Below are 21,637 nucleotides of genomic sequence, written 5' to 3' on the forward strand. Positions count from 1 at the left end.
GTGAGCTGCCACGACGAGGGCGGCGCGGACGCCACCCTGACCGAGGCGCCACGGATCGCCCTGGTCGGCGCCCCCAACTCGGGCAAGACCAGCGTCTTCAACGGCCTCACAGGCCTGCATGCCAAGACCGGCAACTACCCCGGGGTGACCGTGTCCCGCTACGTCGGGACCACCCGGACAGGCCACCACCGGCACTTGGTCGAGGACCTGCCGGGCACCTACGGCCTGGAGCCGATCAGCCCCGACGAGCAGATCACGGTCGACGTGCTGGACGGACGACTCGAGGGCGCCGACCGGCCTGACGCGCTGCTGGTCGTGGCGGACGCCACCACGCTGCGGCGCTCCCTCGGGTTCGTCGCCCAGGTCCTGGCCCGCGGGCTGCCGACCTGTGTCGTGGTGACCTTCACCGACGAACTGTCCCGCCGTCAGGGCCACCTGGACGTCGACGCGTTGAGGCAGGCGCTCGGCGTGCCGGTGTTGCCCGTGGTCGGCCACCGTGGGCTGGGCATCGGGCAGTTGCGCGAGCAGCTCACCACGTGGCGCGCCTGGCCCACTCCGGCCTTGGCACCGCCCACCGAGCCGGGCGAGCGGGACGCCTGGGCGGAGTCGGTCCTCGCCTTCGCCGGCTACCGGCCCCGGAGCGCCACCGGATCACCCAGCGCATCGATGCGGTGCTGCTGCATCCGCTGTGGGGGACAGCGGTCTTCTTCGCGGTGATGATGCTGTTCTTCCAGACCGTCTTCACCCTGGCAGCCCCGTTGCAGGACGGGGTGGAGTCGCTGTTCGCGTGGTTGTCGGTCCAGGTGGACGCCCAGGTCGGCAGTCCGTGGCTGTCCGGTTTGCTGGGCGATGCCCTCATCGGCGGTGTCGGCGGCGTGCTGGTGTTCGTCCCGCAGATCGTGCTGCTGTTCCTGCTCCTGGCCCTGCTGGAGGGCGTGGGATACATGGCGCGAGCGGCCTTCCTGATGGATCGGGTGATGGCCCGCTTCGGTCTGGAGGGCCGGGCCTTCGTGGCGCTGCTGTCGTCGTTTGCCTGCGCGATCCCCGGCATCATGGCCACCCGCACCCTGCCCTCGGCCCGGGACCGCCTGGCCACGATGATGGCCGCCCCGCTGATGACCTGCTCGGCGCGGCTGCCGGTCTACGTTCTGCTCATCGGCCTGCTGGTCGACCCCTCTGTCACGGTCGGTCCGTTCGGCGCGCAGGGCCTGGTCATGTTCGGCCTGTATCTGCTGGGCGCGGTCTCGGCGATGCTGGCCGCCTGGGTGTTCAAGACGATCGGGGACCGCCGCGGCCAGGCGATGCCGTTCTCCATGGAGCTGCCGCCCTACCGGCTGCCCGCCCCGCGCGCGGTGCTGGTGGCGATGTGGTCCTCCGCGCGCGCCTTCCTGCACAAGTGCACGACCGTCATCGTCGCCACCAGCGTCGTGCTGTGGCTGCTGCTGAACCTGCCACTGCACACGGACGCGCAGCTGCGCGCGGCCGGCATCGACACCACCGACTCCGTCGCCGTGTCCGCCTACACCGTCGACCACAGCTACGCCGCCGACCTGGGCCGCCTTGTCGCCCCCGTCTTCGACCCGCAGGGCTTCGACTGGCGTATCAACGTCGGCGTTCTGTCCGCCCAGGCCGCCCGGGAGACCTTCGTCGCCAGCCTCGGACAGGTCGCCGCCGCCGAGGACCCCGAACAGCCGGCGCAGGCGCTGGGGAACATGACCTACCCTGACGGGCCGCGCGCCGGCGAGCCGGTGTTCACGGCGCCCACCATCGCCGCACTGCTGGTCTACTTCGTGTACGCGCTGCAGTGCATGGCCACGGTGGCGGTCCTGCGCCGCGAGACCGGCACCTGGAGATGGCCGACGATCGCCTTCACCTACCTGACGGTCCTGGCCTGGCTGATGGCCTACCTGGCCCGAACGGCCACCGTCCTGCTGGGCGGGTGAGCCGACCTGATGATCCCCATATACCCCCAACAAGTCCCCGGCCGACCTGATCGGCTGCGCTGGATCGTCCCCGCTGGAACCCTCACCACCACCGGCCCATTCGCCGAGGTGCCCGCACCTCTTGCTGCCCTGCTGGCCGACGGCACCCTCGCCCGGATCACGTTGGAATCCACGGCCGTCGTCACCTGTCTCGGCGTGGACCGCACCTGGCGAGAGGAGGGCGCCCGGGTCCGCACCGCGCTGCATGCCGCCCTCGACGACCATGCGGGATGGACCCCGGCCGCCGGTCAGGACCACCGGCATGACGACAGGCTGCTGTACGGCGCGGCACGAGAGGTCCTCGCCGGACAGGTGGGTGACTTCGCCCGGTCCCATGGCGGCACGATCGACCTCGTCGGCGTACGCGACGGCGTCGTCACCGTCCGCCTCGGCGGCGCTTGCCGCGGCTGCCCTGCTTCCTGGTTCACGCTGCATCAGCGTCTGGAGCGCCAACTGCGGCGACGCCAGCCCGGTCTGCTGGGAGTCCGGAACATCGCCTCAACGGTGAAACCGGCCGACCAACGAGCGTCCCGGACCGTCCTGGACCCCAGCGATTGATACGGCAGCCACGGAGCGTCCCCCTGACTACGCCGACGTGGCCACTGGGCTGTGCTTCGGCCAATGGGAACGCCGCACCGAACTCCACGACGCATTCGTATCCCTGGCCTGCGACCTCATCTGCTGGCGGCGCCTCAGCAAGCCTGCGTCATGACCGTGGTACGAGCTCTAAAGGACCATCAGTTCGGCGGAGTCGAGCGCGGGGTGGTCAGGCGCAGCCAACCTCCGAACTCAGTGGGGCCGTTGTTCAGGGCGAGTTGCTCGGCTGACGCGAAGGTTCGACAGCTGAACTGGCGCGAGCCCCCCTCGTGGACAGGCCCAACACTCAGGCCTTAAGCGCGCAGTTGGGCCCGGACTCGGGATGCAACGAGGCTCCCGCCACTCAACGTGGCGAAGAACACCCTGTGTTACCAGCTAGTTTACTTACATGTCTTGAGGATCGCGTGCCAAAGTGCGCAAGTGTTGGCCTATGCGATGCATGGTGTAGATGTTCGCTTTTACGTAAAGCGGCAGGCGTGAATTTACGGGGACGTGTCGGTGGGCCAGAGCCAGAGCCAGAGTCAGAGCCAGGAACAGCCGGAAGCCGGCACGTACTTGTCCAAGCTAGGGATAAAGAACTTCCGGTACCTTCATTCACCGCTTCATCGTGACTCCGCTGTACGCCAAGGCCTACCAGCAGGAGCCAAACTATGTGCAGTCTTGGCGGGACGTACCCAGCACGAGCTTCCGCCTTCGCGACATCGGGAGAACGAAAGACCTCGAGTTCAACTGGTTCGACTTTGACTCAGATGGTCGGGCTCACCTCAATCTGTGCCGAGTGCCGCGAGAATTCGGCGATGCGGATGCTCACAGGATGCTTGCGGAGCGTAAGCAAGAGGCGGAGGCCAATGCGGCCTATATCTTTGGGCGCCTTCTCCGTGCAGGTACGGTCAGTTGTGCAGCCGCACGCGTGCTGGCTGAATTCTGGATCGGCAGCTCCGAGGGGCGGGCCATCCTCGCTCCGCTGTTGCGGTCACGCTTCGCTGAGGTGATTGTCGACGAGGCGCAGGACTGCGGTCGCGAGGAGTTGCGCATCCTGGAGTTTCTCCGCGACTGCGGAGTGCACGTTGTGATGGTCGGCGACATCGACCAGTCGATCTACGAGTTCCGGAGCGCCACACCTGCCGCCGTTCAGGAGTTCGCCACCAGCCTGCCCGGCCCGCTGGAGCTGAGAGATAACTGGCGCAGCTCGCCAGCCATTTGTGCGTTCAACAGTGCGTTGAGGTCCGGGCAGTTCGTCGAGACAGCTCGGGGCGACAACTCCATCGTTCAAACTCCGGTGCACTTGATCGAGTTCTCGTCTCTCGACCAGATCGTGCCCGCTGCTCTGGACGTTGCTGAACAGTACAAGCTGACCGCAGACGATTTGATGCTCCTGTCGCACGCCGAGGTCCACGGTATGAAGGCGGCCGGCGTGGTGAGCCCCGAAAGCGTGGGAAGCAGCCGAGTCCTCGCCATCGCCAGCGCCGGGCTGAAGCTCAGGTCGCGGGAGACCGATCCGAAGACTCGTCGGAAAGCAGTGGATCAGGTACAGCGCGCTGTTCTGGCAGCCTTCACAGTGAACCAGAGGACGGAGCACCACAGCTTCGATGCGTTGTGCGAGCAAGCAGGGGTCGAGCAGCGCTGGCTGGAGGCGTTTGCGGTCCGGATGGCGATCAGTCTCGATGCCGAGGGCCGGGCCAAACAGAAGTTCGCCGTCGAGGTTCGCGACTTCATGAAGACCGCGGACTGGGGCGACGTGGCACCTCCCAGTTCCAGCGACCTCGGCAAGCTGTTCAAGGCTCCGTCGGATGGGGCTTGGACAAGCGTCGCCAGCTTCGGCAACAGCCCAATGATCCGCTTCTCCACCGTGCACGGCGTCAAAGGCATGGAGTTCCCCGGCGTGGTGCTCGTCCTGCCGGAGAAGCTACGCGTAGATCGCATCACGGAGTGGACAGTCCTCGACGACTGGGAAGGCGGTCATGACACCGAGGCCCGGCGCGTCCTCTACGTGGCCGGCTCTCGGGCCCAGGAACTGCTGATGTGCGCGGTCCACCGCAGGCATGTCGCCCGAGTGGGGGCACTGCTCGACGCCAAGGGCGTCCCGTATGTCAGAACCTAGTGCGACTTGCCCATCCGCCCGGTGATCGTGCCTGACGGTGGGGGCTGGTCATGCGGCCCCGGAGGCGGGGCCAGGGCTGGCCTCATTCGCCCACCGGGCGGCGAGTTCTCCGGCACGCCCAGCTGCGGCGGCCACCGCGTCCGGACCGCCGCCCGCCTGCCCCGCCGCGTACCCGACCAAGAAGGTCGTCAGCGGGGCGGCCGGTCGGGCGACGCCGTGAGCGGCCTCGCCCGCGAGGGCGAGGAGCAGCGTCCGGTCGACTTCGAGCTCGATGCCCAGCTCGGCCTTGAGGGCGGCCGTCCATTCCTTCAGTACGTCGTCCATGATCGTCATATCTTTCGTCCGGGTGACCTGTCAGCGGGTTGTGCGGCGTGCGGAGGGCGTTGGCCGGTTACAGAAGGCTGCTCCAGTACGGCCAGAAACGGGTGAGGACGAGCAGCACGATCACCCCGTACCAGGCGCCGAGGAGCATCCAGTGCGTGTCGCGGACGATATACAGCACGCCTCGGGGCACGGGGACGATGCCCCGTTCCATGCAGTGCACGGTGACGTACCAGAACAGGGCGATGGTCACGATCCAGACGGCAGCGCAGTAGGGGCAGAGCTTGTTGAGCTCGTAGAGCGACTCCCCGATCAGCCAGTGTGCGAACGCCACCCCCACCAGCGCCCCGGCGTCCAGCGCGAGCCACAGCCGACGGTGCAGGCGCGCCCCGGAGAGCACGGCGATGCCCAGGGCGGTCACGGCGGCGAAGGCGCCCAGGCCGAGCAGCATGTTGGGGAAGCCGAGCAGGCTGCCCTGCGGGCTGGACATGACGCTGCCGCAGCTCACGACGGGGCTGATGTTGCAGGGCGGTTGGTAGGCCGGGTCCTTGAGGAGCCGCCAGTCGTCCACGGTGAGCTGGAAGGAGGCGAGCCAGCCGATGATCCCGGTGAGGACCATCACCCATCCCGTGCGGCGGCTCGCGCCCACCGTGTGCCGGTGCCGGGTGGGCGTGGCGGCCGGTGCGAGCGCGGGTCCGTGACTCACGCCGCTCGCCGGGAGCCGGAGGCCGACCGGGTCCGGCCCGCGGTCTTCGGGGCTGCCGTCGGTGTGGCTCGCCGCCGGTAGACCAGGTAGGGGCGGGCCAGGTATCCGATCGGGGCGCTCCACACGTGGACCAGCCGGGTGAACGGCCAGGCGGCGAAGAGCAGGAAGGCCGTCAGGGCGTGCAACTGGAACAGCAGCGGGGCTCCGGCGATCGCTTCGGGCTGGGGCTGGAGGACGAACAGGCCGCGGAACCATACGGAGACGGTGGAGCGGTAGTCGTAGCCGGCGCCGAAGACGTTGTGGGCGGCGGTGGCGGTGATGCCGAGCAGGACGGTGGCGGAGAGCAGGGGGAAGAGGAGTTTGTCGCTGCGGTCGGTGCCGAGGCGGATCTGGCGGGTGAGCAGCCGGCGGGCGCACAGCATGCCGAGCCCGGCGACCATGGCGACGCCCGCGACCGATCCCGCCCATACGGCTGTGGTGTGGTAGGCGTGCTCGGTGATGCCGACGGCCTCGGTCCACGCGTCGGGAATGGCGAGCCCCACGACATGGCCGGCGATCACCATGAAGGCGCCCAGGTGGAACAGGGGGCTGCCCCAACGCAGCCAGCGGTGTTCGAGGAGCTGGGTGGTGCGGGAGGTCCAGCCGAACTGGTCCTGGCGGTAGCGCCAGACGTGCCCGACCACGAACACGGCGAGGCAGATGTAGGGGACGGCGACCCACAGGAGAAGGTCGGCGCCGCTCGCCGAAGCGGCGGCCACGGGGGAGAGCGCGACGTTCATCGGGGGCCTTCCGTACGGCTGGTCGGGGTGGGCGGGACTCGGGTCGGCGGGGCCTGTACGGGCGGCACGAAGGTGCCCGGAGGTGCGAACTCCCCGTCTCCGTACGTCCCGTAGGGATCGAGGCCGACCTCCTCGTTCGGCGGGCCCTCGGCGACCAGCTGGGCCACCGCCGCGCGGTCCGCCTCGGTGGGCGGCGGCAGGAGGGTGAGCAGCGCGGCCAGGACGTGCCGGTAGGGGGAGTCCGAGTCGGTCAGCGCGCGGTGGATCAGCTCCAGCCCGCGCCGGTGCTGGCGCAGCGGCGCCTCGCCGCCGCCCGGACCCGCCAGGGCGGCGAACTCCAGCACGACCGGCAGGTGGTCGGGCAGCTCACCGCCGTCGGTGTCCCAGCCTGCGGCCCGATAGCGCTGGTTCAGGGTGAGCAGGGCCATGCCCCGGCGGCGGGTGTCGCCGTGCAGGTAGTAGGTGAGGTAGAGGCTGCTCTTGCGGCGCAGGTCGAACATCTCGACGTAGTGCCGCTCCAGCGCCTCCGGGTCCTGGCCGGCGAACCAGGTGGTGAAGGCGGCCAGGTGTTCGGCGGCGGGCGAGGGCGGCAGCGCTTCGGCGGTGGCCGTCAGCACCGGTCGCGCGGTGGTGAGTTCGGCGTCCGGGTACTGCAGCAGCAGCGAGCACAGCCGCAGCAGCAGGGTGCGGGTCTGGGCCTCTTCGGGGCTGAGCCGGGCCGGGCGGCGTACGGCCGCCCGGACGCGGGTGCGGACGAGGGCGGGGATGGTGGCGGGCAGCGGGCTCACGAGTGGCCTCCGGTGGTGTGGCGGCGCAGGGTGGGGATGCCGAGCATCACGCGTCGGCCACCGGCCTCGGCCGGGTCGCCGGACGACTCGACCGGGCAGCGGTTCTCCATCGCGGTGAGCGCGGCGGCGTCCTCCTTGTGCGCGGCGGGGACGACGTACCGGTCGGCGTACTTGGCGACGGCGAGGAGGCGGTGCAGGTCTTCCGCCTCACGTGCGGTGAGACCCACCGCCTTGAGCGTGGCCTCGTCGCCGTCCTCACCGAGGGTGCGTTCGCGCATGTACGAGCGCAGGGCAGTGAGCTTCATGAGCACGCCGGCGACGACGTCGGTGTCTCCGGCCGTGAAGAGTTCCGCCAGGTACTCCAGCGGGATGCGCAGCCGGGTGACGGCGGCGAAGACGTGGTCGGGGTCGTCCTGGTTGCCGCCCGCCGCGTCGACGGCGTCGAGGACGGGGGAGAGCGGGGGCACGTACCAGACCATGGGCAGGGTCCGGTACTCCGGGTGCAGCGGCAGCGCGACCTTGTAGCGCATGACCAGGTCGTACACGGGGGAGCGGCGGGCCGCGTCCAGCCAGTCCTCGGGGATGCCCGACTCCCGTGCGGCCGCGATGACGTCGGGGTCGTACGGGTCGAGGAAGACGCCGCGCTGGGCGTCCAGCAGGTCGTGCTGGTCGGGGGTGGCGGCGGCCTCGCCGACGCGGTCGGCGTCGTAGAGGAGCAGGCCGAGGTAGCGCAGGCGGCCGACGCAGGTCTCGGAGCAGACGGTGGGCTGCCCGGCCTCGATGCGCGGGAAGCAGAAGGTGCACTTCTCGGCCTTGCCGGTGGCGTGGTTGACGTACACCTTCTTGTACGGGCATGCCGTCACGCACATACGCCAGCCACGGCAGCGGTCCTGGTCGACGAGGACGATGCCGTCCTCGACCCGCTTGTACATGGCGCCGGACGGGCAGGCGGAGACGCAGGCCGGGTTGAGGCAGTGTTCGCACAGGCGGGGCAGGTGGAAGAGGAAGGTCTGCTCGAACTCGAACTTGACCTTCTCGGCCCATTCCCCGGTCAGGTTGGGGTCGCCGCCGGCGTTCTCGGGTGCGCCGCCGAGGCCGTCCTCCCAGTTGGCGCCCCAGGTGATGGCGGTGGGCTTTCCGGTGAGGACGGAGCGGGGGCGGGCGACCGGGATGTCCTTGCCGGCCGGGGCGCTGACCAGGTTGTCGTAGTCGTAGGTGACCGGCTCGTAGTAGTCCTCGATGGACGGCAGGTCGGGGTTGGAGAACAGGGACAGGAGCCGCTTGATCCGGCCACCGGAGCGCAGCACCAGCCGTCCGCGCTTGTCGAGCATCCAGCCGCCCTTCCACTGCTCCTGGTCCTCGTAGCGGCGGGGGTAGCCGACTCCCGGCTTGGTCTCGACGTTGTTGAACCAGGCGTACTCGACGCCGGTGCGGTTGGTCCACGTCTGCTTGCAGGTGACCGAGCAGGTGTGGCAGCCGATGCACTTGTCGAGGTTCATCACCATGGCGATCTGAGCCATGACGCGCATGTCAGTACTCCACATCCTGCGAGCGACGGCGAATCACGGTGACCTCGTCGCGCTGGTTGCCGGTCGGGCCGTAGTAGTTGAAGGCGTAGGTGAACTGGGCGTAGCCGCCCGCGAGGTGGGTGGGCTTGAGCAGCAGCCGGGTGAGGGAGTTGTGGATGCCGCCGCGCTTGCCGCTGACCTCGGTTTTCGGCACGTTCACGTTGCGGTCCTGGGCGTGGTACATGTACACGGTGCCCTCGGGCATGCGGTGGGTGACCACGGCGCGGGCGGCGACGACGCCGTTGCGGTTGTAGGCCTCGATCCACTCGTTGTCCTTGACACTGATCTTCTCGGCGTCGGCGGTGGACATCCAGATCACGGGGCCGCCGCGGGACAGGTCGAGCATGTACTTGTTGTCCTGGTAGTTGGAGTGGATGGACCACTTGGAGTGCGGGGTCAGATAGCGGACCGTGACCTCCGCCCGGCCGTTCTCGCGCAGCTGCTCATCGCCGTAGTGCTTGGGCGTGTTCAACGGAGGCCGGTAGACGGGTAGTTGCTCGCCGAGTTCGGCGATCCAGTCGTGCTGGACGAAGAAGTGCTGGCGGCCGGTGAGGGTGTGCCAGGGCTTGCGGTGCTCGACGTTGATCACGAACGGCGAGTAGCGGCGGCCACCGGTCTCGCTGCCCGACCACTCGTACGACGTCATCACCGAACGGGGCTGGGTGCGCGTGTCGGCGAACGTGATCCGCTCCGCCTCGCGCTCGGAGGCCAGTTCCACCAGGCCCTCGCTGCCGGTCCGGCTTTCCAGCACCCGGAACCCCTCCGTGGCCAGACGCCCGTTGGTGGTGCCGGACAGGGCGAGAATCGCCTCGCACATGTCGCTCGCGGTGGCCAGCGAAGGCCGGCCGGCGGCGATCCCTTCTCGTACGGTCCCGTTGCGGCTCTGCAGTTCCTCGATCTCCTGGTTCGGGTGGACGGTGACACCCTTGGTGGTCGTGCCCAATGTGTCCAGCAGCGGACCGACCGCGCGCATCTTCTGCGCGATCGCGGCGTAGTCCCGCTCGATGACGACGAGCTTCGGCATGGTGCGGCCCGGGATCGGCTCGCACTCGCCCGTCTTCCAGTCCCGTACGACGCCCCCCGGCTGGGCGAGTTCGTCGGGGGTGTCGTGCAGCAGCGGTACGGCGAGGACGTCGGTGCGGGTGCCGAGGTGCTCGGCGGCGAGTTCGCTGAACTTGTCGGCGATGGTCAGGAAGGTGTCGTAGTCGGTGCGGGCCTGCCAGGGCGGGGCGATGGCCGGGGTGAAGGCGTGCACGAAGGGGTGCATGTCCGTGCTGGACAGGTCGTCCTTCTCGTACCAGGTGGCGGCGGGGAGGACGACGTCGGCGAGCAGGCCGGTGGAGGTCATCCGGAAGTCCATGGTGACGAGCAGGTCGAGCTTGCCCTCGGGGGCCTCCTCCCGCCACACCACGTCCTTCGGGCGTCCCTCGGGCGGGGTCTCCTCGGAGCGGACGGCCGCGTCCGTGCCCAGCAGGTGGCGCAGGAAGTACTCGTTGCCCTTGCCGGAGGAGCCGAGCAGGTTGGCTCGCCACACGGTCAGTACGCGGGGGAAGTTGGCCGGGTCGTCGGGGTCCTCGGCGGCGAACCGCAGCCGCCCGGACTTCAGCTCGTCGACGATGTGCTCGGCGACCTCACGCCCTTGAGCCTTCGCCTCGTCCGTCAGGTCCAGCGGGTTGCGGTTGAAGCCCGGGTGTCCCGGTGTCCAGCCCAGCCGCACGGCCTGCGCCAGGCAGTCGGCGAACCCCTTGCCCTGGAACCGTCCCTTCCCCAGCGGGGAGGCGAGCTCGTCGGGCCCGAACGCCTCGTAGCGCCACTGGTCGGAGTTCAGGTACCAGTAGGAGGTGCCCGCCATGTGCCGGGTGGGCCGCTGCCAGTCGAAGGCGAACGACAGGTGCTGCTGTCCGGTGACCGGGCGGACCTTCTCCTGGCCGACGTAGTGCGCCCAGCCGCCGCCGTTGACGCCCTGGCAGCCGGTCATGGTGGTCAGCGCCAGGAAGGCGCGGTAGATGGTGTCGGAGTGGAACCAGTGGTTGGTGCCGGCGCCGAGGGCGATCATGGACCGGCCGTTGGTGCGCTCGGCGTTGCGGGCGAACTCGCGGGCGATGCGGGCGGCCTGCTCGGCGGGCACGGAGGTGATGGTTTCCTGCCAGGCCGGGGTGTACGGCTCGGAAGCGTCCTTGTACGACGACGGCCAGCTGCCCGGCAGCCCGGGACGCCGCACACCGTACTGGGCGAGCATCAGGTCGAAGACGGTGGTGACGAGCCGTCCGCCGATCCGGCGGACCGGAACGCCCCGGACCATGACCGAACCGCCCTCGGTGCCGCCCTCGTCGAACCGGGGCAGCGCGATCTCGACGGTCTCGTCGGCCCGCTCCAGCAGGCTCAACTCCGGCATGACATCGCCCAGTTCGAGATTCCAGCGGCCTCGCCCGGCCTCCCCCCACCGGAAGCCGAGCGAGCCGCCCGGGACCACCGGATCGCCGGTGGCCCGGTCCAGGAGAACCGTCTTGGACTCGGCGTGTTCTTCTTCACGGCCGAGATCGGCAGCGGTGAGGAACCCGTCGGGGACAAGACCGTGGTCGTGCTCGCGCAGGGTCACCAGGAATGGCGCGTCGGTGAACTTGCGCATGTAGTCCTGGAAGTACGGCACTTCGCGGTCGACCAGGAACTCGCGCAGGATCACATGCCCCATGGCCATCGCCAGCGCGCCGTCCGTGCCGGGGTGCGGGGCCAGCCACTCGTCGGCGTGCTTGACGTTGTCGGCGTAGTCGGGGCTGACCGCGACGACCTTGGTGCCGTTGTAGCGGGTCTCGGTGAGGAAGTGTGCGTCCGGCGTGCGGGTCACGGGGATGTTGGAGCCCCACATGATCAGATATCCGGCGTTCCACCAGTCCGCCGCCTCCGGTACGTCCGTCTGGTCGCCGAAGACCTGCGGGGAGGCGATCGGCAGGTCGGCGTACCAGTCGTAGAACGACAGCAGGGTGCCGCCGATCAGCGAGTGGAACCGCGCCCCGGCCGCGAACGACGCCATCGACATCGCCGGGATCGGCGAGAAGCCCGCGACGCGGTCGGGGCCGTACGCCTTGACGGTGTGCACCTGGGCGGCGGCGACCAGCTCGCTCACCTCGTCCCAGCCGGCGCGCACCAGCCCGCCCTTGCCGCGGGCCCGCTTGTACGCCCGCGCTTTCGCCGGGTCACCGGTGATCTCGGCCCAGGCAGCCACCGGGTCACCGAGCCGTCGCCGGGTCTCGCGCCACAGCTTCAGCAGCGCACCCCGCACGTACGGGTAGCGGACCCGGCTGGGCGAGTAGGTGTACCAGGAGAACGACGCCCCGCGCGGGCAGCCGCGCGGCTCGTACTCGGGGCAGTCCGCGCCGATCGACGGGTAGTCGGTGGCCTGGTGCTCCCAGGTGATGATCCCGTCCTTGACGTACACCATCCACGAACACGAACCGGTGCAGTTCACCCCGTGCGTGGAGCGCACCACCTTGTCGTGCGACCAGCGGTCCCTGTAGAAGCCCTCCCACTTCGGGTCGCCTGTGCCGAACACGGCGCGTCCGTCGGCGGACACCTCGCGGCGGGTGAGCAGCCTGCGGGCGGCCAGCGGCCAGCTTTCACCGGCGCGCAGCGCCTCACGCCGTACGTTCTGATCGTTCTCCATGGCCGAGAACGCTAGGCGGCGCACCGCGTCCCCCACCTGGGGCTGGCGGTCCCTGACGGCTGGCCTTCCGGCCCAATATGGCTGGTCGTAATAGGGCCCAATGGTCCCTGTGGTGGGGTCCGGTCGGCCGAGGAGTCAGCGCGGCCGGCGTTGCATGCTTGGCAGTGATCGAACCGCAGATGCCCCTCTGTACGACCGCATTCCGTGCCTGCCAGGCGGCCAATTCCTCCGTCCCTGGCCGCCGCAGGTGTAGCGCGTACGGCGCGTGGCGCCCGGGTCGGTCACGCGTCCGGCCGCCACTGGCGGCCGGACGCGGCATCCCTCTTCCCTGGCGTCGACGCCCGGGATGCCATCCCCACTCGCACCGGTCGGCTGAGCCGACCGTGACCTGCTGGAGACACCGTCATGAGCGTGCTCACCCTCGCCTCGGCCCCCGAAGACGCCACGGCCCTCGAAGCCGCTGAGGCGCATCACGCCCGCTTGGCCGGGGAGTTGGCCGGGCGGGTGAGGATGCTGCTGACCGCCGTGGACCGCGACCCCAGCGCCGCCGAGAAGATCCATGCCGGTCTCGTGGCCTTCTGTGACCGTGCACTGCTGCCGCACGCCACCGCCGAGGAGGCCGTGCTCTACCCCGCCGCCCACGGCCTGCCCGAGGCCCGCCTGCTCATCGAGAGTCTCATCGGCGAACACCACTGCCTCACCGCGCTCGTCGACGCCCTACGCTCCGCGCCCAGCCCGGCGGGCGCGGCGGCCGACGCCCGGGCCCTTCAGGTGCTCTTCGAAGAGCACGTGGCCAAGGAGAACGGCCTCGTGCTGCCCCTGCTCGCCATGACGTCGGAGGTCTCCCTGGCGGAGCTGCTCGCGGAGATGCATCACCGGCTCGCGGGCGACACGGGCAACACCAGCGCTCAAGAAGATCAGGACACCGAGGAAGGACTGGCCATGCGAGAAGGGCAGATCGAGGAGACCGGCGGTTGCGGCGGGGTATGCGGCTGCGGTGGTGCGGAGGAGACGGCCGAGCCCGAACTGGACGTGCGGGAGGTTCCGCACGCCCTGCGTCACGCCACGGTCTTCGGCGCCCTGGACGCCGTTCCGGCGGGCACCGCGATGGTGCTCGTCGCACCGCACGACCCGCTGCCGCTGCTCGCGCAGATCGAACAGCGCAGCCCTGGCGTCTTCTCGGTGGAGTACCTGGAACGCGGCCCCGAGACCTGGCGGCTGCGGCTCAGCCACCGCTGATCCGTCGTTACTCGACTTCACGGCGGCGCACAGACGTTGCCCACCTGACGCGCACGCACCGCCGTACCCGCAAGCACACGAGGAACAAGCACACGAGGAAGAAGGACAACACGTCATGGACGGATCGCACCGTCGGGCCGGCACCCTGCTCGGGACAGTCGGCATAGCCCTGGCAGCGGCAGGGCCGGTCATGGTGTGGCGTGGCCGCAGCGGCAGGAAGGAGATCCGTGCCGAACTGGCCGCCCAGAAGATCACCTTCCCCGAGCGCGGGCTGCCCGCCGAACTCGCCGCCCACGCCGGCCGCCGTGTGGAAACCGGACCCGAGGCACACGCCTACGCCGAGTTCATCAAGGGCAATCTCGCCCACGCCACCGGCGGCCGTACCTATGCCGAGATCAGCGCTGAGCTGCACGCCGCCGGAGGCGACGACGACAAGCTCGCCGAGCTGCGCCAGACCGCGTTCATGGGTCAGTCCCTGCGCGCCTCGCTGATGTCCGCCCACCAGGCATGGCACCTCACGACCTTGGTCACGGGCCTGGGCGCCGCACTGACCGGCCTGGGTGTCGCCTTGGTGGCCACCGCTGACGCCCTGACACCCTGCTCTTCGAATCGCCCCTGACAAACGGCGGCGCGCACGGACGGGACCTGCACCCCCGCGTGCGTGGGATGCCCAGAGTGCCGGCAGGCACGCCATCCCCAGTCGCCCTTCCGACGGTCCATCCGGCCCTGGTCCACCTGCCGCGAACAGGGACCGTCGGCCCTGTTCGAGAAGACCATCGGCCGCCGCGCCGACCACCGCCGCCGGTGGATGCTGACGGCGACCGCTCCGGAGGTATCCCGTGCACGACCACATCGACCGCCCTCAAGGCCGATTCCACCGCTGTCGCTCGCGGTGGGTGCCGCGCACGGTCCGGCCCGGTCACCGTCCGGCCGCCCGCCTCGTCTGCCCTGACTCCAGGGCGGCCGGACACAGCCCCCGGGCGCTGGGCAGGGCGGCGCGATGAGGACCGCCACCCATGCCATCCGTCGCCAGCGGCACAACGCGGGGGAACGGCCGTTCATCATCATCTGGGAGTCCACGCGGGCCTGTCCGCTGGCCTGCCTGCACTGCCGCGCCGAAGCCGTGCCCGACCGCGACCCGCGCGAGCTGGACACCACCGCCGCCAAGGACCTGCTGCACCAGGTGGCCGCCTTCGGGCAGCCCGCCCCCCTGTTCGTCATCACCGGAGGCGACCCGTTCCAGCGCCCCGACCTGACCGAGCTCATCGCTTACGGCCAGGAGGTCGGCGTCCGGGTCGCGGTGTCGCCGTCCGGTACGCCGACGCTCACTGCGGAGCGGCTGCGCGAGGTGCACGCGGCGGGTGCGGTGGGGCTCTCGCTGAGCCTGGACGGCTCCACCGCAGAGCTGCACGACGACTTCCGCGGGGTGCCCGGGGTGTTCCGGTGGACTCTGGACGCCTGGGACGCGGCGCGCGCCCTCGGGATGAAGGTGCAGATCAACACCACGGTCGCCCGGCACAACCTGCATGACCTCCCGGACATCGTCCGTCTGGTCGCCGAGCACGGGGCGATGCTGTGGAGCGCCTTCTTCCTGGTGCCCACCGGTCGTGGCCGCAGCCTGGGCGCGTTGACCGCGGGCGAGGTGGAGGACGTCCTCAACTTCGTCTACGACGTGGGCCTGACCGTGCCGGCGAAGACCACCGAGGCCCACCAATTCCGCCGCGTCGCCCTGCAACGCCAAATCCTCGCCGCCACCGGCGACGACCATGTGGCGGTACTCGAACTCGGCCCGCTCTACCGGGAGTTGACCGAGCGGGCCGCCGAGCTGGGCCTGGCGGCCGGAGCGCGCCGGGTGCGGCGCCCGCCGCTGGACGTCAACGCGGGCCGCGGCTTCGTCTTCATCTCCCACACCGGCACCGTGCATCCCAGCGGGTTCCTGCCGCTGGGTGCCGGCAGCGTGCGCGAGACGCCGCTGACGGAGATCTACCGCACCTCGGAGCTGTTCACCGGTCTGCGGGACCCCGACCAGCTCGGGGGCCGGTGCGGAGCGTGCGAGTTCCGCCGGGTCTGCGGCGGCTCGCGGTCCAGGGCGTACGGCGTCACCGGCGACCCGTACGCCGAGGAGCCCTGGTGCGGCTACGTCCCCGGCTCCTTCCCGCACCAGCGGGAACTGGCCGCGCTGCTGTCCGACGGCGCCGCCGCGGAGGACGGGCCGGTCCCCCGGCACAGTGCGTCCCACGAGAACCGGGGCCGGAGTTCGACCAAGCACCAAGGAGTGGCATGACCAGCATCGCCAGTGGGCCCACCGGGACCGGCGACGTGAGCGGGCCCGGCAAGGGCGACGCGAGCGGTCCCGGCAAGTACCCGAACAGGTTCAGGGCGTCCGGCGTGAAGGCCCGGCATCTGCGCGCCCACGTCCTGGTCATGGGGTGGCTGGCGTTGGCCCTGCTGGCGGTCGCGGCGCAGGACTCGCTGCCGGTGGCCCGCTGGCTGGCTGTGCACATGTTCCTGCTCGGTGCCGTCACCACCGCCATCCTCATCTGGAGCGAGCACTTCGCCGTTGCCCTGCTGCACGCGAAGATCCCCGACGCACGAGGGAGCGCCACCCGGCTCGCGACGGCCAACCTCGCCGTGGCCGGGCTGCTCATCGGAGTGTGGACCGCCCAGCCCGTGCTGACCGCAATCTCCGCCGCGCTGCTGGTGGCCGCGGCCACCGCGCACTTGATGATGCTGATCCGCCTGAGGCGGGGCGCGCTCGGCGGGCGGCTCAAGCCGATCGTCTCCTACTACCAGGCGGCCATAGCGGCTCTGATCGCCGGTGCCGTCCTCGGCTGGCTGCTGGCCACCGGCGGCGCTGGAGGCCCCGACCGGTACGCCGGGCTGCGCTTGGCGCACATCCACGTCACGCTGCTCGGCTGGATCGGGCTGCCGGTCCTGGGCACGCTGTTCATGCTGTGGCCGACCGTGCTGGGCGTTCGGATGAAGGACCGCACCACCAAGGTGTCCCGATGGGTGCTGTGGCTCACCGGCAGCGGACTGCTGGTGGCCATCGCCGCGCTGGCCCTCGGCTGGCGCTGGCCGGCCGCGGCGGGCCTCGCCCTCTACGCGGACGGAGCGGCCCTCGCCGTCAACCTGTTCGTCCGTACCGTACGCGGCAACCGGCCCGTCTCCGCGGCGGCGGCCTGGATGCTCGCCGCGGCCACCTGCTGGCTGCTGATCGCGGTGGCGGCGGACCTCGCATGGCTGGCCGCCCGGCCGCTCGCGGCGGCACAGACCGGGATCGACACACTGCTCCCGGTGCTGCTCATCGGCTTCGTCGCCCAGATCCTGATCGGCGCGCTCACCTATCTGCTCCCGGTCGTCCTCAGCACCGGCCCGAAGGACCGTGCGGCCGTACGGGCGCTGCTCGAACGGGGCTGGCTGCCGCGACTGGTGGCGCTCAACACCGGTGTCGCACTGGCGGCACTCCCGCTGCCCGGACCGGCCGCCACGACCGGCATGCTGCTGGCCGCGCTGGCCGGGGCCGCGTTCCTCACCCTCGCGGTGCCCGTGCTCGTCCACAGCGGCCGGAGGCTGTCGCCGGATGCAGGCGCGGACGGCGTGTCACGGCGCCCGGCCCTGTGGGGCACCGCTGCGGGCGCCGTACTGACCGTTCTGGCCGTGCTCGTGGCCAACAGCGGCGGGGGCGCGATTGGCGAGACGGCCGCTGCCGGGACGGCGGGTGCGGGCTCCGGGACCACCCGCACGGTTGCCGTCACGCTGGCGGACATGCGCATCCGCCCGGCCCGCATCGAGGTCGCGGCAGGCACCGCGCTGCGGCTGAAGGTCACCAACACCGATGCCCAGCGCCACGACCTCAAGGTGGAGGACGGCCCCGCCACCCCGATGCTCGCCCAGGGCGACACCCGTGTACTCGACCTCGGGCAGGTCACCGAGAACCGCGAGGCGTGGTGCACCCTGCCGGGACACAAGGCGGCCGGAATGACCATGAACATCGTCGTGAAAGACGAGAAGGACGACACGGCGACGGACAGCAGCGGACACGACGGGCACACGCCCGCCGCCGACGACGCCGGCCTGGACCTCTCCGCCGACTTCTCCACCGGCTGGCAGTCACGCGACGCCGACCTCGCCCCCGCACCCGGCGGAACGGTCCACAGGGTCGAGCTGCACGCCGCCCACACCACGGTCGAAGTGGCCCCGGGCGTGAAGCAGCAGATGTGGACCTTCGGCGGCATTGCACCCGGCCCCACCCTGCGCGGCAAGGTCGGCGACGTCTTCGAGGTCACCCTCGTCAACGACGACCACGGCATGGGCCACGGCATCGACTTCCACGTCGGCTCCCTCGCCCCCGACCAGCCCATGCGCACCCTCGACCCGGGCGAACGCCTGGTCTACCGCTTCCGCGCCGAGAAGGCCGGAGCCTGGCTGTACCACTGCAGCACCAAACCGATGCTCCAGCACATGGGCAACGGCATGTACGGCGCCATCGTCATCGACCCGCCCGGCCTCGCGAAGGTGGACCACGAATACGTGCTGGTCTCCTCCGAGCTCTACCTCGGCAAGCCCGGCAGCACAGCCCAGGTGACGAAGATGCGTCAGAACACCCCGGACGCCTGGGCGTTCAACGGCATCGCCAACCAGTACGCCCAGCAGCCCCTGAAGATGAAGCCCGGTGAGCGGGCCCGCTTCTGGGTGGTCGCCGCCGGACCCAGCGACGGCATCGCCTTCCACGTCGTCGGCACCGTCTTCGACACCGTGTACAAGGAGGGCGCCTACCTGCTCAAACCGAACCAACCGGGCGGAGCCCAGGTACTGGACCTGGCCCCAGCACAGGGCGGTTTCGTCGAGACGACGTTCCCCGAGGCCGGCCACTACCCGTTCGTCGACCACGACATGCGCCACGCCGAAGCCGGCGCCCACGGCATGGTGGAGGTGAGCAAGTAGTGGACACCGTCGGCTGGTGGTCCCTGGTGCGGTTCGCGCATGTGGCCGGTGCCGCCCTGTGGGTCGGTGGGCAGTTGGCCCTTTCCCTGGTGATCCTGCCGCTGGCCCGCCATCTGCTGGCCCCGGAGGCCAAGGCCAGCTTCACCGCAGCGGCCGGCCGCCGGTTCGGAATGCTGACAGGGGCGGTGTTCCTGCCCGTGCAGCTGGCCACCGGCTGGGCCATGGCCTGGCACAGGGGAGTCACCTGGGCTTCCCTCGCCGAACCCGGCTACGGCCGCACCCTGGCCACCAAACTCGCCCTCTTCGTGGTCGTGATGCTCGCCGCGGCCGGCCACGGCATCGCCCACGCCAAGGGCCGCGCCGACCTGGCCCGGTCCCTGGCGGTCGTCTCCCTCGTCGGCTCACTCGGAGTCGTCCTGCTGGCCACGGCTCTGCCTGCCACCTGACCAGCGGCCACGACGAAGAAAGGAAGAGAAGCCATCATGCGCACCCAAGTCCTGCCGGACACGGCCACCGTGCAGTCGCTCCTGACGGCCGCCGTGGCAGCCCCGTCGATCCACAACACGCAGCCCTGGCGCTTCCGCCTGGACCCCCACCGCCAGGTACTGGAGGTCCACTCGGCGCCGGAGCGAACCCTGCCACTGACCGACCCGATGCACCGCGCCCAGTATCTGTCCGTAGGCGCCGCGGTCTTCAACCTTCGGCTCGCCGCCGTCCACCAGGGCTGGCGACCCGAGGTGAAACTGCTGCCGGATCCACACGAACCCGGACTGCTGGCCGCCGTACGACTGACCGGTCCGCTCGGCGAGGAAGACCAGCCGTCGGACCCTGACCTCTACGAGGCCATCACACGGCGGCACACGAGCCGGATGCCGTTCACCGGCCGCCCGGCGCCCGGCGCCCGAGCCGATCGTGGCGGAGATGGCGTCGGCAGCGCACGCCGCCGGCGCCCGCCTGCACATCCCGGACATCGCCGGAACACGGCGGCTGCTGCGTCTGACCGCCGCAGCCGAGGCACGTAACCACGCCCATCCGGACCGCACCGCCGAAACCCTCACCTGGATCAACGCCCCAGGAACGAGCACCCCCTACGGCATACCCGCCACCGCCCTCGGCCCGCCCGACGCGGCCGGGCGGATGCCGATGCGCAACTTCCCCGGCGCACTGCCCGCCCTCCGCCTGCCCGCCCTGTGGTTCGAACGCCACGTCCAGCTCGCCCTGCTGTGGACACCCCACGACCGGCGGGAGGACTGGCTGCGGGCCGGCCAGGCCCTGCAGTACGTCCTGCTCACGGCGACCGCCCGCGGGCTGCGCACCTCACTCCTGCACCAGGCCATGGAATGGCCCGACCTGCGGTCCGCAACAGCTCTCCCACGACACAAGCGGTGCCATCCGCACGTACTGATCCGATTCGGCTACGGCCCGGATGGCGTCGGCACACCGCGAGAATCCGGGCACTCCGTTGCTCGTCCCGCAGGACCGCCCGCAACCGATACGGAACCGGGCTGAGAGCCGCGGTCTGTCACGGCGCTCCGGCCCGAGGCCCACGGCGGTGTGGCGCGAGCAAATCCCTACCGCGCAGGCTCGTCCGGCTCTTCGGGTCGCCCGATCGGATTCCTGCCCGTGGTGAAGAAGTCGGGGTCGGGCCAGATCCCTCCAGCCGTCCACCTCTTCACGAAGGGCTCCAACCTCTCCGCGAACGGATCGCGTTTGGTGGTGACCAAACTGGTCGCCCACTGCCGGACCGCTCCAGCTGCCCAGTCCGCAATCTGAAGCTGCGGCGCCGCAGTGCTGTCGGAGAACGCGACGCTGGTGACGGGCAGGCGCTCCATCATGAGTCCCGGCCGCGCAGGGTCGGGGAGCCAGTGCAGGTACTGGAGGAAGACAGAGCCACGGGCGACCGCCTTTGACTCGTCGTGAACGAGGGCGAAGTCGCCCACGATCTTCCCCATCTCGCCGCAGACCACCGCCAGGCACGGAATCGCAGGGTCGAGCACATCCCGCATCTCCCCGGATGTGATCCTGCGGATGATGTCGTCCCCCTGCGCGCGCGTGCACTCCAGCAACTCGACCCACTTCGTCAGTGGCGGCTTCGTCGTGGCCCGGTAGGTGGAGATCGCAGCGAACAGATCGGCTGCACTGGCGCGACTACGCCGCCGTACCGCGTCGACAAACGTCTGGAGCATACGGTCGTATGCGCCGGGGTCACCCAACACGGGGCCCGAGAGGTGGTAAAGGTTGGCCAGCCCCAGCGCGGCGTCGCCGTCGTACAGGTTGAAGCCCGTCTCGTGTGCCAGCTCCTCGACCAGGACGTCGACCATCTTGGTCACCACCATGAAGCGTTTGTTCGCGATGAACGCCAGGATGCTCTCGCCGGCCAGCGTGTCGAACGCGGCGATCAGCGCATCCCGGCCCGTGCCGGTCTGCGACAGAGCGGTGTACTTCGGTTCGCCGTGTGTTGAGGGGAGGTGCGCTTTGACGTCCTCGACGGTCTGTTGGGCCAGGCTGTCATCCAGGTGGACGGCCGCGGCGCAGAACACAGGCTGATCCGGGTCGAGAAGGTTCTCCCCTGTGGAACTGGACTCATCTGCGTAGACCGTAGGTGTCGCCATGGGGTGCAGCGTCGTCCAGCAGACCTCTGGTGTCGAGGCGTTTGTTGCAACTCACCGCCCAGGAGCTGTGGATCCGCTCCGCACACTGATCGGCCGACCCCGGCGAGCGATCAGTGCCATGCCCACTGGGACTCCTCACGCCATGACGACCAGAGCGCGTGGGGCGAGCAGCACCCCTGGTCGTGTGCAACACCGCGACGTGGCCGAGAGGGACGCACGGCGCCCCCCGGAACCTGCCGCGCGGATAGCTCATCGGGGGCTGCCGTCGAAGCAGCCCCCGGACTGATGGAACGTCACCGACCCGTGCCCATCTGGCGCACAGGGTGTCGGCGGCCG

General features: G+C 70.1%; 15 protein-coding genes and 2 pseudogenes. 10 read left to right on the forward strand and 7 right to left on the reverse strand.

What is annotated here, in order from left to right:
• From PBV52_RS48500 to PBV52_RS48515, 4 genes are all read left to right on the forward strand, one after another.
• Positions 1–717: a FeoB small GTPase domain-containing protein gene (locus PBV52_RS48500; RefSeq protein ID WP_274248434.1), complete on the forward strand. Its 717-nt coding sequence runs from the start codon at positions 1–3 to the stop codon at positions 715–717.
• Entirely contained in the window at positions 672–1,943 is a 1,272-nt protein-coding gene (locus PBV52_RS48505; RefSeq protein ID WP_274248436.1) for a ferrous iron transporter B, read from the forward strand. The genes PBV52_RS48500 and PBV52_RS48505 overlap by 46 nt, the downstream gene beginning before the upstream one ends.
• A 9-nt stretch (positions 1,944–1,952) precedes the next feature.
• Entirely contained in the window at positions 1,953–2,540 is a 588-nt protein-coding gene (locus PBV52_RS48510) for a NifU family protein (protein WP_274248437.1), read from the forward strand.
• Positions 2,541–3,186: 646 nt separating this feature from the next.
• Positions 3,187–4,680, forward strand: coding sequence for a UvrD-helicase domain-containing protein (locus tag PBV52_RS48515; protein WP_274248439.1), 1,494 nt, complete (start codon positions 3,187–3,189; stop codon positions 4,678–4,680).
• Positions 4,681–4,728: 48 nt separating this feature from the next.
• Here the strand turns inward: PBV52_RS48515 and PBV52_RS48520 are convergent.
• The 6 genes and pseudogenes from PBV52_RS48520 to PBV52_RS48545 all read right to left on the reverse strand — a co-directional run.
• A pseudogene (locus PBV52_RS48520) lies at positions 4,729–4,995 on the reverse strand (DUF6457 domain-containing protein); the annotation flags it as partial.
• Positions 4,996–5,071: 76 nt separating this feature from the next.
• The gene (locus PBV52_RS48525; protein WP_274248441.1) at positions 5,072–5,707 is read right to left on the reverse strand and encodes a vitamin K epoxide reductase family protein; all 636 of its coding nucleotides are present in this window, start codon (positions 5,705–5,707) and stop codon (positions 5,072–5,074) included.
• Positions 5,704–6,486 (reverse strand): respiratory nitrate reductase subunit gamma, encoded by a 783-nt coding sequence (gene narI, locus PBV52_RS48530; protein ID WP_274248443.1) that lies wholly within the window; start codon positions 6,484–6,486, stop codon positions 5,704–5,706. The genes PBV52_RS48525 and narI overlap by 4 nt, the downstream gene beginning before the upstream one ends.
• Positions 6,483–7,274: a nitrate reductase molybdenum cofactor assembly chaperone gene (gene narJ, locus PBV52_RS48535; protein ID WP_274248445.1), complete on the reverse strand. Its 792-nt coding sequence runs from the start codon at positions 7,272–7,274 to the stop codon at positions 6,483–6,485. Before narJ ends, narI begins: the two co-directional genes overlap by 4 nt.
• Positions 7,271–8,803 (reverse strand): nitrate reductase subunit beta, encoded by a 1,533-nt coding sequence (gene narH / locus PBV52_RS48540; protein WP_274248447.1) that lies wholly within the window; start codon positions 8,801–8,803, stop codon positions 7,271–7,273. Before narH ends, narJ begins: the two co-directional genes overlap by 4 nt.
• Position 8,804: 1 nt before the next feature.
• Positions 8,805–12,503 carry a nitrate reductase subunit alpha gene (locus tag PBV52_RS48545; RefSeq protein ID WP_274248449.1) on the reverse strand — a complete coding sequence of 1,233 codons (3,699 nt, stop codon included), beginning with the start codon at positions 12,501–12,503 and terminating at the stop codon, positions 8,805–8,807.
• 405 nt (positions 12,504–12,908) lie between these two features.
• Between PBV52_RS48545 and PBV52_RS48550 the strand changes: the two genes are divergently transcribed.
• From PBV52_RS48550 to PBV52_RS48575, 6 genes and pseudogenes are all read left to right on the forward strand, one after another.
• Positions 12,909–13,742, forward strand: a complete 834-nt coding sequence (locus PBV52_RS48550; RefSeq protein ID WP_274248451.1) for a DUF2249 domain-containing protein — start codon at positions 12,909–12,911, stop codon at positions 13,740–13,742.
• A 115-nt stretch (positions 13,743–13,857) separates the two neighbouring features.
• Positions 13,858–14,361: a hypothetical protein gene (locus PBV52_RS48555; RefSeq protein ID WP_274248454.1), complete on the forward strand. Its 504-nt coding sequence runs from the start codon at positions 13,858–13,860 to the stop codon at positions 14,359–14,361.
• Positions 14,362–14,742: 381 nt separating this feature from the next.
• On the forward strand, positions 14,743–16,026 hold the full coding sequence (locus PBV52_RS48560) for a TIGR04053 family radical SAM/SPASM domain-containing protein (RefSeq protein WP_274248456.1): 1,284 nt from the start codon (positions 14,743–14,745) through the stop codon (positions 16,024–16,026).
• On the forward strand, positions 16,023–18,689 hold the full coding sequence (locus PBV52_RS48565) for a multicopper oxidase domain-containing protein (protein ID WP_274248457.1): 2,667 nt from the start codon (positions 16,023–16,025) through the stop codon (positions 18,687–18,689). Before PBV52_RS48560 ends, PBV52_RS48565 begins: the two co-directional genes overlap by 4 nt.
• Positions 18,689–19,135, forward strand: a complete 447-nt coding sequence (locus tag PBV52_RS48570) for a hypothetical protein (RefSeq protein WP_274248459.1) — start codon at positions 18,689–18,691, stop codon at positions 19,133–19,135. The genes PBV52_RS48565 and PBV52_RS48570 overlap by 1 nt, the downstream gene beginning before the upstream one ends.
• 36 nt (positions 19,136–19,171) lie before the next feature.
• Positions 19,172–20,198: pseudogene (locus tag PBV52_RS48575) on the forward strand (hypothetical protein).
• A gap of 62 nt (positions 20,199–20,260) precedes the next feature.
• Here the strand turns inward: PBV52_RS48575 and PBV52_RS48580 are convergent.
• On the reverse strand, positions 20,261–21,301 hold the full coding sequence (locus PBV52_RS48580; protein ID WP_274248460.1) for a DUF3800 domain-containing protein: 1,041 nt from the start codon (positions 21,299–21,301) through the stop codon (positions 20,261–20,263).
• Between the last annotated feature and the right edge of the window lie 336 nt (positions 21,302–21,637).

The organism is Streptomyces sp. T12 (assembly GCF_028736035.1).
Lineage (GTDB): Bacteria > Actinomycetota > Actinomycetes > Streptomycetales > Streptomycetaceae > Streptomyces.

Coding starts and splice junctions, on each gene's coding strand:
- PBV52_RS48545 (WP_274248449.1), bottom strand. CDS start 12,503: ATGGAGAACGATCAGAACGTACGGCGTGAGGCGCTGCGCGCCGGTGAA.
- PBV52_RS48550 (WP_274248451.1), top strand. CDS start 12,909: ATGAGCGTGCTCACCCTCGCCTCGGCCCCCGAAGACGCCACGGCCCTC.
- PBV52_RS48510 (WP_274248437.1), top strand. CDS start 1,953: ATGATCCCCATATACCCCCAACAAGTCCCCGGCCGACCTGATCGGCTG.
- PBV52_RS48560 (WP_274248456.1), top strand. CDS start 14,743: ATGAGGACCGCCACCCATGCCATCCGTCGCCAGCGGCACAACGCGGGG.
- narH (WP_274248447.1), bottom strand. CDS start 8,803: ATGCGCGTCATGGCTCAGATCGCCATGGTGATGAACCTCGACAAGTGC.
- PBV52_RS48555 (WP_274248454.1), top strand. CDS start 13,858: ATGGACGGATCGCACCGTCGGGCCGGCACCCTGCTCGGGACAGTCGGC.
- narI (WP_274248443.1), bottom strand. CDS start 6,486: ATGAACGTCGCGCTCTCCCCCGTGGCCGCCGCTTCGGCGAGCGGCGCC.
- PBV52_RS48580 (WP_274248460.1), bottom strand. CDS start 21,301: ATGGCGACACCTACGGTCTACGCAGATGAGTCCAGTTCCACAGGGGAG.
- PBV52_RS48565 (WP_274248457.1), top strand. CDS start 16,023: ATGACCAGCATCGCCAGTGGGCCCACCGGGACCGGCGACGTGAGCGGG.